This window comes from Neorhizobium petrolearium (assembly GCF_017873175.1).
In the GTDB taxonomy this organism is placed as follows: Bacteria; Pseudomonadota; Alphaproteobacteria; order Rhizobiales; family Rhizobiaceae; genus Neorhizobium; species Neorhizobium petrolearium.
In genome coordinates, this window is record NZ_JAGGJW010000017.1 from 24,057 (window position 1) to 40,792 (window position 16,736).

Below are 16,736 nucleotides of genomic sequence, written 5' to 3' on the forward strand. Positions count from 1 at the left end.
TCGACACGATTGGCGGCGAGGGAAGCAACAGATGTCCGCCGTACCGAAGGCCCAGATGGAGTTTGCACCGGAGTACGATAAGCCGGTGCGCTACATGCATCGCACGCGGGAATGGTATCTCAGACATTCTCATCTAGGAACATGCGTTGCGGAAACCATCTCGGCCAGTGGTCATGTGCGACCACACGAAAAGGCCGCACATATGGAAGCAAGCGATCCGATCAAAATATCTGTAAAAATCACTTGCAAGTGGGAGCCGTCCACATATGGAACTATATCTGAAGGTCCGTCTGGCTTGCTCGGAAGGTATGAGCCGACGCCAGGCTGCAACGTCTCTCAACATATCGCGCGACAGCGTTGCCAAGATGCTGTCGTATTCGACGCCACCATTCGCCGTCGATCAGAACGTGGGTCGTTTTCATTCTATGTTCCTGCATTTCACTTATTGAAATACGATTTCAATAAATAGATCTCGCTGAGATCGCTACGGCGAAAACAGAAAAAATGAACTCCGCGCTATTTCATCTAGTGAAGCAAGGTTTCAATTGATTCGAAAGTGGTTCTGTGCTCGGATGCGCCGGGTCGCTGATCCACGTCGGCTGGGACCGACATCGCAAGAATGCGCGGACAGTTGAGTTGGAGGGCGACTGCAGACAGACGCGATGATTGATCGAAGACGACCAGTAGGAGGAGCAAATGGTCGAACTGAAAAGACGAACACTCATGAAGATGCTGGGTGCCGGTGCGACCGCAGGTGCGCTCGGCGCGCCGATGATCGCTCGGGCGCAAGGCGCGCCGTACAGGATAGGTTTTGTTTCTGCCCTTTCCGGCCCGTCGGAAATGCTAGGCCGAGGCATGCTCGAGGGCGCGACGATCGCGATCGAGCGCATTAACTCCTCGGGTGGCGTCAATGGTCGGCAGATCGAACTTGTCGTGCGCGATGACAAGGGCAAGCCTGATTCAGGTACCGTGGCCGCTCGCGAACTGATCGGCGAGGGTTGCCATCTCCTGATGGGAGTTTCCTCAAGCGCGGTAGGGTTGGCAATCACCGCAATCCTTCCGCAAGAGAACGCGGTTCTGCTGACGGCAGCCGCGCACTCGCTGCGCCTCACGCACGAGGACTTCAACCGCCACTATTTCCGCATCACCGACAATCCATACATGCGGCAGCGCGCGCAGGCGAAGCTGATGGCGGAGCTGCATCCGGAGGTCACGAGCTGGGGCGGCCTGATCCCCGACCACGAATATGGTCGCTCGACCTGGGATTCGTTCAAGCACGGGCTGGAAGCCTATTATCCCGAGATCGCCAAGAGCGAGCCGACGATCTCGAATCCTATCATGTGTCAGTACGGCGGCAGCGATTATCGGAACTATGTTGTCTCCGCCATGCGCGATCCGGCCGTCGGTTTCCTGAATTCTATGTACGGAGGCGACGCGATCACGCTCTTCCAGCAGGCAAAGCCATACGGCTTCTTCCAGAAGAAGGCGCTAGTTGTCGACACTGCCAACGAGTTCATGGTGGCGCGCGCGATGAAGTCGGAAATGCCTGACATGTGGACCGGTGCGCACTGGTATTTCGGCGCTTTCAAGGGCAACCCGTTCAATGACGAACTTTACGCCAAGTATGTGGAGCGCACCGGCAACAAGTTTCCCGACGGCTTCGTTGCGGAAGGCCACGCCTGCATCCTGGCCTATGCCGAGGCGCTGAAGACGGCGCCCGAAGGCAATACGGAAGACATCATCGCCGCGCTGGAAGGGATGACCTTCGAGACAGCTACCGGCCTACGCACAATCCGTCCTGAAGACCATCAGGTGATCAAGCCGGTCATCCTCTACCGGGTCCGCGGTACCAATACTGCCGACGGGATCGAGGTGGTCGAGTACCGGACCATCCCCGGCGACCAGGTGATGGATAAGCCTACACCTGGCGCGCCGGTCGTTTGGTGATCTGCACCGGAGGTGCCAGGTGCCTGGCGCCTCCGGCAGCCTCGATTTCGAGGTGTTGAGCACTGCCCGGCGTGAATAAAAATGAATTATGAACCGGTAGTCATTTTGTTATTGACGGTCTCCCGCAATTGTGGTCTTTTTGATCAGCGAAGGACGAACGGTCCAGGGAGTGGCGCCGTCGCCGGAGGAGGAGATACATGACGTATGAAAGCTACCGCGAGCTCGGTCTCGAAATTCGTGACCGTGTGCTGACGATCACGCTTAATCGCCCGGATAAGGCCAATGCCGTCAATGAGCCGATGCACGAGGAGTTGGCGCGCATTTTCCAGGATGCGGCGCTCGACGATGACGTCGACGTGATCGTATTGACCGGCGCCGGCCGCGCCTTTTCCGCTGGCGGCGACGTCGACTGGTTTCAGAAGATGATCGACCAGCCCTCTGCGTTCGAAAAGACCGCTGCCGAGGGGCGCCGTATCGTCTTCTCCATGCTCGATTGTGAAAAGCCGATAGTCGCCAAGGTCAACGGCCATGCGGCCGGGCTCGGTGCTACCATGGCGCTTTTTTGCGACGTGATCTTCGCATCCGATAAGGCGAAGATAGGCGATCCTCACGTTTCGGTCGGCTTCGTTGCCGGTGACGGTGGCGCAGTGATCTGGCCGCAGCTGATCGGCTATGCCCGTGCCAAGGAATATCTGATGACGGGCGAATTGATCCCCGCTACCTATGCCGCGCAGATCGGCCTGATCAATTATGCCGTTTCCAACGAAGAGCTTGATGTGCGGGTCGATGAATTCGTCGCCCGCCTTCAGGCCGGCGCCAGGAAGGCGATCCGCTGGACCAAGGTTTCGGTCAATATCGGATTGAAGCAACTCGCCCACAGCATGATGGACGCCTCGCTCAGCCTAGAGGCGCAGTCGAACATGACCGACGACCACCAGGAAGCCGTCAACGCGTTCCGCGAAAAGCGAACGCCGGTTTTTACCGGTCGCTGACGGCCGGCCGAGCTACCGACAGGAAAATCACTGATGAATTTCGATGAGTCCGAACATATCACGATGATCCGTGAGACGTTGCGCCGTTTCGTGGAGGCGGAGATGCCGCGCGAGCTTGCTCGCAAATGGGACAAGGAAAATCACTTCCCGCGCGACGTCTACAACAAGCTCGCCGCGCTCGGCATAATGGGCCTGACGGTCGATGAGGAATATGGCGGCAGCGGCCGCGACATTCCGGCAACGATGATCGTCATCGAGGAGCTTGCCAAGCGCAGCCTCGCCGTCGCCGTGCCTTACATCATGTGCGCCTGTTACGCCGGCATGAACATCGCCGAATGTGCCTCCGTAGAGCAGAAAAGGACGCTGCTACCGAAGATTGCCACCGGCGAGCTGATGTTTGCCTACGGCTGGACGGAGCCGGACATTGGTGCCGACCTCGCTTCGGTCAAGACGACGGCGGTTCGTGAAGGGGATGAACTCGTCATCAACGGCGCCAAGCGCTTCTGCTCGGGCGCCGGCATTGCCGACTACATCTATGCGCTGGTCCGCACCGGCCCGGCGACGGAGCGATACAAGAACCTCTCGATCGTGCTGATCCCGCCGACCGCACCGGGGGTGTCGATCGTCGGCCTCGAATGCATGGGCATGAAGGGTGCGGCAACGACGGACGTCTCCTTCATGGACGTGCGCGTTCCCGCCGCCAACGTCATCGGCGGCGAGGAAGGGTGGAACCGGGGCTGGGACTTCATCGTCGGCTCAGGGCTCGACGTCGAGAAGCTGGAAGTCGCGGCTCTTGCGCTCGGCATCGCCACCGCCGCTGTCGACGATGCCTGGGAGTATGCGCAGGAGCGCCGCCAGTTCAATAAGCCGATCTGTGCCAACCAGTCGATCCGCCATCAGCTCGCCGACATGAAGACGTCGCTGCATGCCTGCCGGCTGATGATGATGCATGCCGCCTGGCTCGCCCAGGAGGAGCGCCCCTGCCGCGTCGAGACGTCGATGACCAAGCTCTACGTCTGCGATACCGGCAAGAAGATTGCCCAGGACGCCCAGACGATCTTCGGCGCCTACGGCTACTCCAAGGAATTCGACGTCGAACGCTATGTCCGCGACAGCCTGCTGATGCCGATCATTGGAGGATCTTCGGCAATCCAGCGCAACAACATTGTCAACTGGATGGCGCTGCCGAAAGGCTGACGCCGAAAAGGCTATTCTGGAGGAGGACCCGGACATGGAAAAGCGAGACAGGGTAAGTTTCGATTTTTCCGGTGAGGTGGCCGTCGTCACCGGGGCCGCAAGCGGTATCGGCAAGGAGGTTGCCCGCCAGCTCGTTGCCGCGGGAGCTACGGTTTATGTCAACGATCTCGACCCGGCCAGGGTCGGGGCCGTGGCTGCCGAACTCGGCGACAACGCCATTGCCGCCGCTGGCGACGTAACCGTGCTTTCGACCGCGACCAGTATCGTTGAAGCTGCCAAGGCGAAATTCGGCAAGCTCGACATTCTGGTCAATAGTGCCGGGATCGCCGACGAGATGGTGCCGACACTCGAGCAGGACCTTGACCGCTGGCAACGCGTAGTCGACGTCAGTCTGCGCGGTAGCTACCTCATGTCGCGAGAGGCCGGCCGCCTGATGACGGCGGCGCGCTCGGGAAAGATCATAAACTTCGCATCCATCGCCGGCGTCGTCGGGCTGCCGGGGCGCAACGCCTACAGCGCGGCCAAGGCCGGGATCGTAATGATGACGAAGACGATGGCGGCCGAATGGGGCGGGCTCGGCGTTCGCGTCAACGCGATCGCGCCCGGCTACATCGAGACGCCGATGGTCGACGACCTGATGAGCCGTGGCCGCATCACCGATGAGATGGTGCACAGCCGCACGCCGCTGCGCCGTTTCGGCGAACCCTCCGAAATCGCAAAGCCGGTTCTGTTCCTCTGTTCGTCGGCTGCCTCCTACGTGACCGGTGCGTGCCTCTCGGTCGATGGCGGATGGGCCGCGTTCGGCGGCATCGCGCTTCCAGTTGCGGAGTGAGACCGGTGAACGAAGACATCTCCAGCGCCACACGTCCGCTGCCGGCCGACATCGAATGCCGCACGCCACTGCAGCTTCTCGCCCGTAACGCGACGCTCTATCCGAACAAGCTCGCAATCGTCGCAGAATCCTGCACGGGCACGCAGGTGAGCCTGACCTATTCGGCGCTTGCCTGGCATGTGGACAAGGCTGCCGAGACCCTGCGCGGTGCCGGCCTCTCGCGCGGCGAGCACCTTGGCATCCTGCTCACCAACGCTTCGGCATTGGAATATCTGTGCCTCGCCTTCGGCGCCATGCGCCTAGGTGGGGTCGTCGTGCCGCTCAATGCCCGTTTTGCCGATCGTGAACTCGTAGCTGCGATCGAGGACATGGACTGCGTCGCGCTCGCCTATGGCAAGGAGTTCGCCGCCCGCGTATCCGCCTTCATCCCGACGCTTGCCGTTGCGCCGCGGCTGCGAATCCAGGTAGGAGCCGGTGCGGATGGCGATGCGCTTGACTGGCAGACGCTGATGGATGCCGGCCGCGCCGACCGCAGTGGATTTCCGGAGGTCGGCGAAGACGACCTTGCCGACCTGTTGCTGACCTCCGGCACGACCGGACGTTCCAAGGGCGTAATGCTGACCCATGGCAATGCCGTGGCGACCGGTGTCGCGGTAGCGGGCGGGCTGTCGCTACGGCCGGACGACATCTACCAGAGTCCGTTCCCGCTGTTCACCAGCTCCGGCTTCCACTTCAACATTATGGCGACCTGGTGGGCCGGTGCGACGCTGGTCATCGAACCGGGCGTAGACGTCGAGGCGACGCTTGCCCGCATGACACGCGAACGCACCACGGTCTATTGCGCCGTGCCGGCCGTCTACATCTTCATGCTCGAGCGCTATACGGCCGGCATTCACGACCTCTCGGCCATGCGCGTTTTCGACTACGGCGGGGCGCCGATGGCGCGCGAGGTGATCCGCAAGCTCGCTGACACCTTCCCGCACGTGGAATTGCGCCAGACCTACGGTCTGACGGAGGCGGGACCGAGCGGAACCTTCCTTGCCGGATGCGATGCGATTGGCAAGCTCGGCTCGATCGGGACGGCGATGCCGCTCTGCGAGACGACGGTCAGAAAGAGCGACCTCAGTCACGCGAAGCCCGGCGAGACCGGCGAGATCGTCATGCGTGGTCCAACCGTCATGCAGGGCTACTATAAGCGCCCGGAGGAAACGGCGAAGTCGCTGCACGACGGCTGGCTGTGGACCGGCGATCTCGCGACCCTCGATGAAGACGGCTACATCTTCTACCTCGACCGCAACAAGGACGTGATCATCCGTGGTGGCTTCAACATCAGTTCGATGGAAGTCGAGAACGCGATCTTCGAGCATCCGGACGTCAAGGAGGCGGCGGTTGTCTCCATACCCCATGACAAGCTGGGAGAGGACCTGTGCGTCTTTGTCGTGGGGCGCGAAGGGGCTGTGCTCGATGCGGAGGAACTGACGGCGTTTTGCAAGGTACGCATCGCCGACTACAAAGTGCCGCGCCGGTGGACTTTCGTGAGTGAACTGCCGCGCAATCCCACTGGCAAGATTCTCAAGAACAAGTTGCGGGAGCAGGCGCGCGGATTGAACGCCTAGATTCCAATTTCTGAATTGTCGCGACCAACAGGAGGAGCAAATGGTTAGGACAACGAGACGTAACGCACTGAAACTGCTGGGTGTCGGGGTTGCGGCGGGCGCACTCGGCATGCCCTGGGTCCGCAACGCCCAAGCGAGCGGTCCCTACAAGATCGGCTTCCTCGGTTCGCTCAGCGGTCCGGCGGAATCGCTTGGCGCTCCGATGCTGGAGGGTGTGAAGATCGCCGTCGAGGACATCAACGCCGCCGGCGGCACCAATGGGAGGCAACTTGAACTGGTGGTCCGCGACGACAAGGCCAAGCCCGATGTCGGCACGGCGGCGGCGCGCGAGCTTGTCGGGGAAGGTTGCAGCATGCTTCTCGGCGTCGTCTCGAGCGCGGTCGCGCTCGCCGTCAGCGCCGTCCTCCAGCAGGAAGATGCCGTTCTGATCACCTGTGCGGCCCATTCGATGCGGTTGACCAAGGAAGACTTCAACCGCAACTACTTCCGCATCACCGACAATCCTTTCATGCGCCAGCGTGCGCAGGCCCATGTCATGGCCGAGCGGTTTGGCGAAGTTACCACCTGGGGCGGCTTGATCCCGGATCACGAATACGGTCGTTCTACCTGGGAATGTTTCGACAACGGACTGAAGACCTACTATCCGGAACTCGCCAAGGCCGAGCCCACGATCTCCAAGCCGGTCATGACAACCTACGGCGGCAGCGACTATCGCAACTTCGTGGCGTCTGCAATGCGCGATCCCGCGGTCGGTTTTTTCGTTTCCGCCTATGGCGGCGATGCCATCACCATGTACCAGCAGGCGCTGCCCTACGGCTTCTTCAAGAAGAAGCACCCGATCGTCGATGCGGCCAACGAATTCATCGTCGCCCGCGCGATGAAGGAAAATTTCCCCGAAATGTGGATTGGCTCGCACTGGTACTCGGGCGCCTTCACCGGCAACCCGATGAACGACGAACTTGCCCGCAAAATGACCGAGCGCACGGGTATCAAGTTCCTCGACGGCTTCATCGGCGAAGGCTATTCCGCCGTCCGCGCCTATGCCGAAGCACTGAAGACTGCCGATAGCGGCAAGACGGCAGACGTGATCAAGGCGCTCGAAGGCCTCACCTTCGACAGTCCGACGGGCAAGCGCACGATCCGCGCCGAGGATCACCAGACGATCAAGCCGGTCGTGCTCTACCGCGTTCGCGGCGCGTCCAACGCTGACGGCATCGAGGTGGTCGAGCATCGGGTGATAGACGGAGCGACCGTGATCGATCCGGCAACACCGGGTGTCAAGCTGACATTCTGAGTCACCGGAAGGCGGCAGCCAATGGCTGCCGCCTTCCGCCTGATAGATTTATTTTGCGGAGAGGTCCCTCCAATGGTGGGCGATTTTCTACTGGTCGGTTTGAACGGCATGACCTGGGCGATGGCGGTTTTCCTAGTCGCTGCCGGGCTCACGCTGATCTTCGGCATTCTTCATATCCTGAACTTCTCCCATGGCGGCTTCGTCATGATCGGCGCCTACCTAACCTACACACTGATCAATCAGACGAGCGGGCCGACTGGAATATTCGTGTTCCTTGCCGTTGCCGTCCTGTGCGCGGCCGTGGTTGGCGTGCTCGGCTACGTGATCGACCGGACGGTGTTTGAGCGGCTGAAGGCCGTCGATGATTCCTATTCGCTGATCGCCACCTACGCGATGCTGATCCTTTGCGAAGGCGGGGTCAAGCTGGTATGGGGTCCGGATTTCATCGCGTTGCCCCCGCCTGCTGGCCTCGACGGGGCGCTGCTCCTCGGCGACCTCTTCATCCCGTCCTATTCGCTCTTCGTGATACTTTCCGGCATCGTCGTGTTTCTGGTTCTCGACTTCTGGATCCACCGCACACGTTCGGGCAAGGTGATGCAGTCCGTCGCCCTCGATCCGTGGATGGCGAACGTGCTCGGCATCAACATCAATGCCATGTTTACCACCGCCGTCGTCGCCGGCTTCGCACTAGCGGGGCTCGCCGGCGGGTTGCTGGCCCCGAACCAGAGCCTCTCGCCTGGGCTCGGCGGCACTTACATCATCCAGGCTTTCGGCGTGATCATCGTCGGTGGCATCGGCAATGTCCGTGGCGCCTTTATCGCGGCACTGGTCCTCGGCATGATCGATGCCTTTGGCACCGTCTATGTGCCAGAATACCCTGGCATTTTCTTCTACATCGCCGTTGCCGGTATCCTGATGTACCGACCGCAAGGCCTTCTGAGTGGGATTCGTTGAACCATGAGCAGAGGACAGAACACGTCATCGACCACCTCGGCAGCCAACGCGGCGATCCTGGCTGCAGCGCTTGTCTTTGCGACCCTGCCACTTTGGGCCGACAAGGGCCTGGTTTTCCTGGCCGGCATCGTCATGGTGCAGATCGTCTTTGCGGTAAGCTTCAACCTGATGTTCGGCCTCACGGGTCTCGTCAGTTTCGGCCAGGCGGCATTCTTTGCCGCCGGCGCCTACACCGCGGCATGGCTGGGGCGCGCCGTGCCGGAACTCCCCTTCCTTATTTTCTGCCTTGCCGGGGGCCTCGTCGGCGCCCTGTTGGCACTCCTGATCGGGGTGGTGGCCCTGCGCCGTGCCAGCGGCATTTATTTCGCGATCCTGACGCTGGCGCTCGGCCAGTTGGTCTACACGCTCATTGGCAAATCCGATGCTCTCGGGCGCGAAGACGGTCTGGTCGGCATCAAGAGACCGGTTATCGACCTCTTCGTCGGTACGCTCGACCTGTCGATCGGCGACCGGTACTACTATTTCCTCCTGGTCGCCTGCGGGATCCTGCTCGGTCTCCTCTGGTGGGTTTGGCACGGCCAACTCGGTCGGCTGCTGGCCGCACTGCGCCAGGATGCCGAACGTATACGCTTCTTCGGCGTCAACGTCCGGCGCTATCGTGAGATCGCCTTTATCATCAGCGGTGGCGTGACTGCCCTTGCCGGTGCGCTGGTCGCGCCTTGGAGCCAGATCATCACGCCCGCAATTGCCCACTGGAGCTATTCGGCGCTGCCGATCCTGTTCTGCCTGCTCGGCGGCGCCTCGCGCTTCTGGGGGCCGGCGGTCGGTGCGATCGTCTTCGCCGGTCTGGAATACGCTACCCGCACCATGGTCGGCGTGAGCGAACTGATCGTCGGCGGTGCTCTGCTGGTGGTCGTGCTGGCGATGCCGGGCGGGATCGTCGGCACACTCAGCTTGCTTGCTCGCAAACTGACGAAGAACGGAAAGGAGCGGCTCAATGAGCAATCTGCTTGAGGTGCGCGGCGTCAACTTCGCCTATCCGAGCCTGAAGGTGCTGACCGACATCAACCTGACGATCAGGGAAGGCGAGAGCCACGTGATCATCGGACCGAACGGTGCTGGCAAGACGACTCTGTTCAAGGTGCTGAGCGGCGAGATGTTCGCCAAGAGCGGCCAGGTCTTTTACGAGGGGCAGGACGTGTCCGCGCTCGATGCCTGGCAGCGCGTCCATCGCGGCATCGGCCGCACATTCCAGATGGCGCGGCTGTTCGTCGAGCAGACTGTCCTCGACAATGTGATCATGGCGCTTGAGAGCCGCGAGCGGATCAAGAAAACCGCCCATGGCCGCTGGTGGAGGCTGTCGCCGACGAAGGAGATCGTGGAAGAAGCGCACTTGCGGCTTGCCGAATATGGGCTCCTTAAGCGGGTGGACGACCTTGCCGCCAATCTGTCCCACGGTGACAAGAAGCGGCTGGAACTGCTCCTGACGCTGGCCCTGCGGCCCAAGCTGATCATGCTTGACGAACCGACCGCCGGCATGGCGCCGGAGGACCGGCGTGCAGCGATCGAGACGATCAATCGCCTGCGCCAGTCGGAAGGCCTGACACTGCTTTTGACCGAGCACGACATGGAGGTCGTCTTCGGCCTTGCCACGCGCCTGACCGTCTTGAACCATGGCGAGATCATCGCCAGCGGTGATCCGGAGGAGGTTCGCCGCGACCCCACCGTCAGGAGCATCTATTTCGGCAAGGGAGCCGCTCATGCTTGAGATCGCCAACCTGCAGGCCTACTACGAGACAAGCCACATCCTGCACGACATTTCGCTCAGCCTTGCCGATGGTGCGGGCGTGGCGATTGTCGGGCGAAACGGCATGGGCAAGTCGACCCTGCTCAAGAGCGTGATGGGAGCAGGCCCGCGTGTGACGGGCACGATCCGGCTCGACGGCCGGGAACTACGCGGCCTTGCGCCGTTCAAGCGCTGCCGCATGGGCATTTCGCTGGTGCCGGAGGACCGACGCATCTACCCGCATCTCACGGTCGCCGAGAACATCGCCCTTGCCGGCCACGCCAAGAGCGAGACCGGCAAGCCCTACAGCGTCGAGGAGATTCTGGATTTCTTTCCGCTTCTGAAGAAGCTCGCGCTGCGAAAGGGCTTCCAGCTCTCCGGCGGTGAACAGCAATTGGCGGCCGTCGCCCGTGCCGTGCTTCCGCGTCCGCGCTTTCTGCTTCTCGACGAACCGACAGAGGGGCTAGCGCCGCTGATCGTCGACAGCATGGGCGAGGAAATTCGCGCCATCCGCCATCGGGAGAAGATGGGTCTGCTGCTCGCCGAGCAGAACGTCGACTTCGCCCGCCACTGCACCGATCACCTCGTTGTGCTGGACGTCGGCCGGATCGTCTTTTCGGGAAGCTGGGCGGAGTTCGACGGCAACCCGGAAATCCGCGAGCGCCATCTGTCGCTGTGAGTACTACGGGTAGAGAGGACGAGAAATGAGGAATTGGCCCAATCGCCACCTGCCGGAAGAGGCTGGACGCTATCGCCGGAAAGGGCTGTGGCGCGACCTTACGATGGCGGACGGGCTCGCCGCCCTCCTGGCTGACCGGTCGGATTGGGTGTGCCTCGTCGACGACGCCGGCCGTTACACGATCGAAGAGATCGACCGCAAGGCTCGTAAGCTGGCGGGATGGTTCGATCGCAGCGGCCTCGCCTGCGGCGATGTGGTCGCCTTCCAGTTGCCCAATTGGCACGAGACGGCGGTGATTGCACTCGCCGCCTCATTGCTGGGGCTCGTCTGCCTGCCGATCGTGCCGATCTATCGCGAGGCGGAACTCCGTTTCATTCTGGAGGATGCTGGGGCAAAGGTTTTCTTCGTGCCGCGCACGTTCCGCAATTTCCACTATGCGGCGATGGGCGATAACCTGAAACGCGATGTGCCTTCGCTCGTTCATGTTGTCGCGGTTCGCGACGAAGCGGTCGACGATCCGTTCGAGATGGGCGAGGCCTTCGTCGGTCCGGCACGCGGGAGGGCTGAAGACCCCTGGATGCTGATGTACACCTCGGGCACGACCGGCAAGCCCAAGGGCGTCGTCCACAACACCAATTCGCTCGACTGCGAAGTCTGCAACGTCGCGCGATGGTGGACGCTCGACTCTGCGCGTGACGTCACGCTGATGGCGTCGCCCGTTACCCACGTCACCGGCTTCCTGTTTGGCATCCTCATGCCGTTCGCGCTCGGCATCCGATCGGTTTTGATGGAGCGCTGGAGCGCCGAAGACGCGGTCGGGCTGGTCGGGCAAGAGGAAATCAGCTTCACGATGGGGGCAACTCCGTTTTTGCGCGAACTGCTCGACCGGGCGGAGGCGCAGGGCTCTGCGCTTTCCTCGTTGCGCATCTTTGCCTGTGGCGGCGCTCCGGTGCCTCCGGAGCTGATCGAGCGTGCATGGCGGCAGTTCCCCGGACTGCTTTCCTGCCGAGTATACGGATCGACCGAGGCGCCAACGGTGTCGCTCGGCGTTGCCTCGCGGCAGGATCTGCGCGCCGCCGCCAATACGGAGGGGATGATCGTCGGCCATGATGTGCGCATCGTCGACGACGAGGGACGGGTAGTGATCGGTGACGGGGAGATCGTGACGCGCGGGCCGGAAATGATGATGGGCTATCTGGATCCTGAGGACGACCATGCTGCCTATGACGGCGACGGGTATTTCCGCACCGGCGACATCGCTCATCTGGACATGGCTGGCTTCCTCGTTATCACCGATCGCAAGAAGGACCTTATCATTCGCGGCGGCGAAAATATCAGCGCCAAGGAGGTCGAGGACGTTCTGCATGAGCATCCGGCGATCCTGGAGGCTGCGGTGGTCGCCATGCCGCATGCCCGGCTCGGGGAAACCTGCTGTGCATTTCTGCGTTCGACGGATACCGGGCTCGATGCTGTGCAACTGTCGCGTTTTCTCGACGACAGGGGGCTGGCGCGGCAGAAGCACCCCGAACGCGTCGTGGTCGTCGCTGAGCTGCCACGGACGGCATCGGGCAAGGTACAGAAGTTTCTGCTACGCAAGCGGTTGCAGGACGAAGCACAGGTCCCGTCGGAGAAAGCCACTTAGAATACTGAATTCCAACCCTACGTCCTTGCAGGACGGGGTCTACGCAGCGCAACTTGTGCGGTAACGCGCAAGACCGAGAAGTCGAAGGAGATACGGATGGCCGCCGAGGCGCCGAAAAGAGCAAAGAAGACACGAGCGGAAAAGTCGATCGAAAACCGCAATTCGATCCTTGAGGCTGCCGCCGAGATCGTCGGTGAACTGGGCTATGCAGAGGCGTCGATCGCCCGCATCACCCAGCGCGCCGGCCTCGCCCAGGGTACCTTCTATCTCTATTTCGAGAGCCGCCAAGCACTGTTCGACGAGCTCTTGCCGCATATGGGGCAAGGGCTTCTTGATTTCCTGCACAGCCGCGTCGAAGGTGCCACCGACATGCTCGACGTCGAAGAGCGCGGCTTTCGCGGGTTCTTCGACTACCTGCAGCGCAATCCCTCGTTCTTCCGCGTGCTAAATGAGGCGGAAGTCGCCGCGCCGCGTGCCTACGAGGAGCACTTCGACAAGCTCAGGAAACGCTATGTGGATTCGTTGGAGCGCAGTTGGGCGCGTGGTCAACTGGCGGGTTACGCGCTCGAGGAAATGGAAGTCCTCGCCTATATCCTGATGGCGGCCAGAAGCTATCTGTATCTTCGCTATTCGAAGGACGAGAGCGGTCCGAAACCGATCCCGGACTGGGTCGTCAACGCCTTCGTGAAGTTCATTTCCGGGGGATTGCTGTATCGCCCCGTCGCGACGTCCGACCACTGATGCGACAAGAAGGACGCATCTTCCTCCTGATTTCCACATTCCTGCGAGAAAGACGACAATTCCCGTGTCCGACAGTCATGCTCTTCTGAGAGACAATCTCTACCGCGCCTATCGCGGCAGCATTCCCTTCAACGAGTGGATGGGAGCGCGATATCGTCGCGCTGGCCCGGAAAGCGCCGAGGTGTTCGTGCCCTGGCGGCAGTCGCTTTGCGATGATTCCGGTCGGATCAGTGAAGGTATGCTTGCCGCGATCGCCGACATGGCGGCGGGGCAGGGGGCGATGGGCATCTCCGGCTGGCGCGTGCAGGCGGCAACCTCGAGCCTGGTTTACTCGAAGACCGGCGACCTTCCGTCAGGTCAGGGCGTCGTCGCGCACGTGCGGCCGGTCTTCCACGATGCCGATACCATGCTGGTGGATATCGCGCTTCACCCGCAGGACATGCCGGAGCTGGCGATCCGCAGGGCGCGCGCGCGCATGGTAATCGTGCGCAGGCTCGATCCGGGCGATCCCTTCGATCCCCCTGTATCGGCGGACCACCCAGATGGGTTTTCTGCCTTTTCCGAGGTGTTGGGTGCCACTGTGAGTGTCAAGGAGGACGAGATCGAGGTGGTGGTGCCGGCCCGCAAGTTCTACATGGGTAACAGCAACCGGTCAGCGTTGCATGGCGGCCTCGTATGCTCCGTTCTCTTTGAAGGGAGCGAACGGCTTCTGGCGCAGGATGGACGTCGGGCGGAATTGCTCGACAGCACGACCGAGTTCCTAGAGAGCGCGAGGGAGACCGAGATGATCGTCCAGGCGCGGATCCGTCGCGCGGGACGCCGGCTCGCCTTCTTCGAGGCCAGGCTGGTGCAGGATATCGCCGGCCACGGCCGCACCAGGATCGCCCAAATGAATGCAACGATGACTTTCCAGCAGGAGTAAATGCATGAAGATACTCGTGACCGTTAAGCGGGTTGTGGACTACAACGTCAAGATCCGCGTGAAGCCGGACGGCTCCGGCGTCGAGCTGGCCAATGTCAAGATGTCGATGAACCCGTTCGACGAAATCGCCGTCGAAGAGGCCCTGCGCCTGAAGGAAGCCGGCAAGGCATCGGAAGTCGTGGTCGTCTCGATCGGCCCGGCCAAGGCCGAAGAAACCCTGCGCACCGCACTCGCCATGGGCGCCGACCGCGCCGTCCTGGTCGAGACCGACGCCGCCGTCGAGCCGCTCGCCGTCGCCAAGCTGCTGAAGGGCGTCATCGACGCCGAACAGCCCGGCCTCGTCATCACCGGCAAGCAGGCGATCGACGACGATTCGAACCAGACCGGCCAGATGCTTTCGGCGCTGCTCGGCTGGGCGCAAGGCACGTTTGCCTCCAAAGTCGAGATCGGCGACGGCAAGGCGTCCGTCACCCGCGAAGTCGACGGCGGCCTGCAGACCATCGAAGTCAAGCTTCCGGCGGTCATCACCACCGACCTGCGCCTCAACGAGCCGCGCTACGCTTCGCTGCCGAACATCATGAAGGCGAAGAAGAAGCCGCTCGACAAGAAGACGCCCGGCGACTTCGGCGTCGACACCACGGCGCGCCTGAAGGTGCTGAAGACCGAAGAACCCAGCGGCCGCAAGGCAGGCGTCAAGGTCAAGTCGGTCGCCGAGCTTGTCGACAAGCTGAAGAACGAAGCCGGCGTGCTGTAACCGGACCGGGATAGGAGACACAAGATATGGCCATTCTTCTTCTGGCAGAACACGACAACGCAACCCTGTCCGACCAGACCGCCAAGGCGCTGACGGCCGCCTTCGTCACTGCTCTTATTACCGGCCTCGGCATAATGAGAAATGTTCTGCAGATGGATCCCTTGCTTGACGACGAAGGCGGCGAGCTCGAAAGCTATCTGACCACATTGTTAAAAACCATCATGGCAAGCGCGTGAGTGGTGGAGTGCGACCTGGCAGAGGGGACGACAGGTCCAAAACTGCTCTCCCCGTCAACCGTTACAAAATCTGCGCAAAGAGCAAAGCCGGCAGACAGGACAAATGCCCCGAACAGCCACTGGAAAGCGGCACTATTTCTACTCGTTATAGCTTCGACGACGATCGCCGATGCCATAAGCTGGTCTCGCGCATAGAGGTTGCGAAAAACTTGGCGCCGATCATGTGTTCGAATTGAATGTGGCGATCCAAGGAACAGATCATGACGCTGACGGACGGCCGGGGCGTCGATGTCGAACCTCTGGGTCGATACGAGCGATCTGACCATAACGCTTGAGGCCTTCTCGGCAAAGCGCGGAGACAACAGGATCTTGACCATGCTTTACCCAGGTGGCACGGAACGCATGGGCCGGCTGATGGAAGTCTGTGCGTCGGCCGTGTTGACCTGAAGCCGCTTGTCACCCATCGCATCAAACTGCACGGCATGCTGAAAGTCCGGATTGTGAACGGCGGAGTAAAAACCGGCCACGCGGCGGCGCAATAGTCGGCCACTTGTGGCGCGCATGAGACCGCCGGGAGGGCTTAAGCCCGAGCGGTGGTCTCATGCGCGCGCGGCGATTTTTTGAGAGGGTTTCAGCCGGCCTTTCGGGCGCGGCTTTGGGCGAGACGATAGCTGTCGCCATTCATCTCGAGGATGCTGACGTGGTGGGTGATGCGATCCAGAAGCACTCCAGGCGCTCGGACCCCAAAGTTTCCGTCCATTCGTCAAAAGGAAGATTGCTGGTGATCAGCGTGGCACGCCGTTCGTAGCGTTGCGAGATCAGCTCGAACAGCAATTCGGCGCCTGTCTTGGAGAGTGGCACGAAGCCCAGCTCATCGATGATGAGAAGCTGGTAGGCGGCCATTTGCTTCTGGAAACGCTGCAGTCGCCGCTCGTCACGGGCCTCCATCATCTCGCTGACCAGTGCGGCCGCCGTGGTGAAGCCGACAGACAAGCCCTTCTGGCAGGCGGCCAGGCCGAGGCCGAGAGCAACATGGGTCTTGCCCGTGCCGCTCGGGCCGAGAGCGATGACGTTCTCCCGGCGCTCGATCCATTCGCATCGCGCCAGTTCCAGCACCTGCATCTTGTTGGGGCTCCGTGGGCAT

Annotated in this window: 15 protein-coding genes and 2 pseudogenes; 16 read left to right on the plus strand and 1 reads right to left on the minus strand. The window is 61.5% G+C overall.

What is annotated here, in order from left to right; genetic code table 11:
- Positions 1-696 precede the first annotated feature (696 nt).
- From J2046_RS27240 to J2046_RS27315, 16 genes and pseudogenes are all read left to right on the plus strand, one after another.
- Positions 697-1,947 carry an ABC transporter substrate-binding protein gene (locus J2046_RS27240; RefSeq protein WP_210057180.1) on the plus strand — a complete coding sequence of 417 codons (1,251 nt, stop codon included), beginning with the start codon at positions 697-699 and terminating at the stop codon, positions 1,945-1,947.
- Positions 1,948-2,144: 197 nt separating this feature from the next.
- On the plus strand, positions 2,145-2,939 hold the full coding sequence (locus J2046_RS27245; protein ID WP_210057182.1) for an enoyl-CoA hydratase/isomerase family protein: 795 nt from the start codon (positions 2,145-2,147) through the stop codon (positions 2,937-2,939).
- A gap of 33 nt (positions 2,940-2,972) precedes the next feature.
- Positions 2,973-4,136 carry an acyl-CoA dehydrogenase family protein gene (locus J2046_RS27250; protein WP_210057184.1) on the plus strand — a complete coding sequence of 388 codons (1,164 nt, stop codon included), beginning with the start codon at positions 2,973-2,975 and terminating at the stop codon, positions 4,134-4,136.
- A 34-nt stretch (positions 4,137-4,170) separates the two neighbouring features.
- Entirely contained in the window at positions 4,171-4,968 is a 798-nt protein-coding gene (locus J2046_RS27255; protein ID WP_210057186.1) for an SDR family NAD(P)-dependent oxidoreductase, read from the plus strand.
- Positions 4,969-4,973: 5 nt separating this feature from the next.
- Positions 4,974-6,584 (plus strand): class I adenylate-forming enzyme family protein, encoded by a 1,611-nt coding sequence (locus tag J2046_RS27260; RefSeq protein WP_210057188.1) that lies wholly within the window; start codon positions 4,974-4,976, stop codon positions 6,582-6,584.
- A gap of 40 nt (positions 6,585-6,624) precedes the next feature.
- Positions 6,625-7,878 carry an ABC transporter substrate-binding protein gene (locus J2046_RS27265; protein WP_210057190.1) on the plus strand — a complete coding sequence of 418 codons (1,254 nt, stop codon included), beginning with the start codon at positions 6,625-6,627 and terminating at the stop codon, positions 7,876-7,878.
- A 72-nt stretch (positions 7,879-7,950) separates the two neighbouring features.
- Positions 7,951-8,832 carry a branched-chain amino acid ABC transporter permease gene (locus J2046_RS27270; protein ID WP_210057192.1) on the plus strand — a complete coding sequence of 294 codons (882 nt, stop codon included), beginning with the start codon at positions 7,951-7,953 and terminating at the stop codon, positions 8,830-8,832.
- A gap of 3 nt (positions 8,833-8,835) precedes the next feature.
- Entirely contained in the window at positions 8,836-9,846 is a 1,011-nt protein-coding gene (locus J2046_RS27275; RefSeq protein ID WP_210057195.1) for a branched-chain amino acid ABC transporter permease, read from the plus strand.
- Entirely contained in the window at positions 9,830-10,600 is a 771-nt protein-coding gene (locus tag J2046_RS27280) for an ABC transporter ATP-binding protein (RefSeq protein WP_210057358.1), read from the plus strand. Before J2046_RS27275 ends, J2046_RS27280 begins: the two co-directional genes overlap by 17 nt.
- Positions 10,593-11,297: an ABC transporter ATP-binding protein gene (locus J2046_RS27285; protein ID WP_210057197.1), complete on the plus strand. Its 705-nt coding sequence runs from the start codon at positions 10,593-10,595 to the stop codon at positions 11,295-11,297. Before J2046_RS27280 ends, J2046_RS27285 begins: the two co-directional genes overlap by 8 nt.
- A gap of 25 nt (positions 11,298-11,322) precedes the next feature.
- The gene (locus tag J2046_RS27290; RefSeq protein ID WP_210057198.1) at positions 11,323-12,939 is read left to right on the plus strand and encodes an AMP-binding protein; all 1,617 of its coding nucleotides are present in this window, start codon (positions 11,323-11,325) and stop codon (positions 12,937-12,939) included.
- 96 nt (positions 12,940-13,035) lie between these two features.
- Positions 13,036-13,680 carry a TetR/AcrR family transcriptional regulator gene (locus J2046_RS27295; RefSeq protein ID WP_210057200.1) on the plus strand — a complete coding sequence of 215 codons (645 nt, stop codon included), beginning with the start codon at positions 13,036-13,038 and terminating at the stop codon, positions 13,678-13,680.
- Positions 13,681-13,744: 64 nt separating this feature from the next.
- Entirely contained in the window at positions 13,745-14,602 is an 858-nt protein-coding gene (locus tag J2046_RS27300; RefSeq protein ID WP_210057202.1) for a PaaI family thioesterase, read from the plus strand.
- A 4-nt stretch (positions 14,603-14,606) separates the two neighbouring features.
- Complete coding sequence (locus J2046_RS27305; protein WP_210057204.1) at positions 14,607-15,356, plus strand: electron transfer flavoprotein subunit beta/FixA family protein; 750 nt, start codon at positions 14,607-14,609, stop codon at positions 15,354-15,356.
- Between the two features lie 26 nt (positions 15,357-15,382).
- Positions 15,383-15,487 (plus strand): annotated as a pseudogene (locus J2046_RS34395) (electron transfer flavoprotein subunit alpha/FixB family protein); the annotation flags it as partial.
- A gap of 393 nt (positions 15,488-15,880) precedes the next feature.
- Positions 15,881-16,039: a hypothetical protein gene (locus J2046_RS27315; protein ID WP_210057206.1), complete on the plus strand. Its 159-nt coding sequence runs from the start codon at positions 15,881-15,883 to the stop codon at positions 16,037-16,039.
- Positions 16,040-16,223: 184 nt separating this feature from the next.
- Here the strand turns inward: J2046_RS27315 and istB are convergent.
- Positions 16,224-16,720: pseudogene (gene istB, locus J2046_RS27320) on the minus strand (IS21-like element helper ATPase IstB); the annotation flags it as partial.
- Positions 16,721-16,736: the final 16 nt, after the last annotated feature.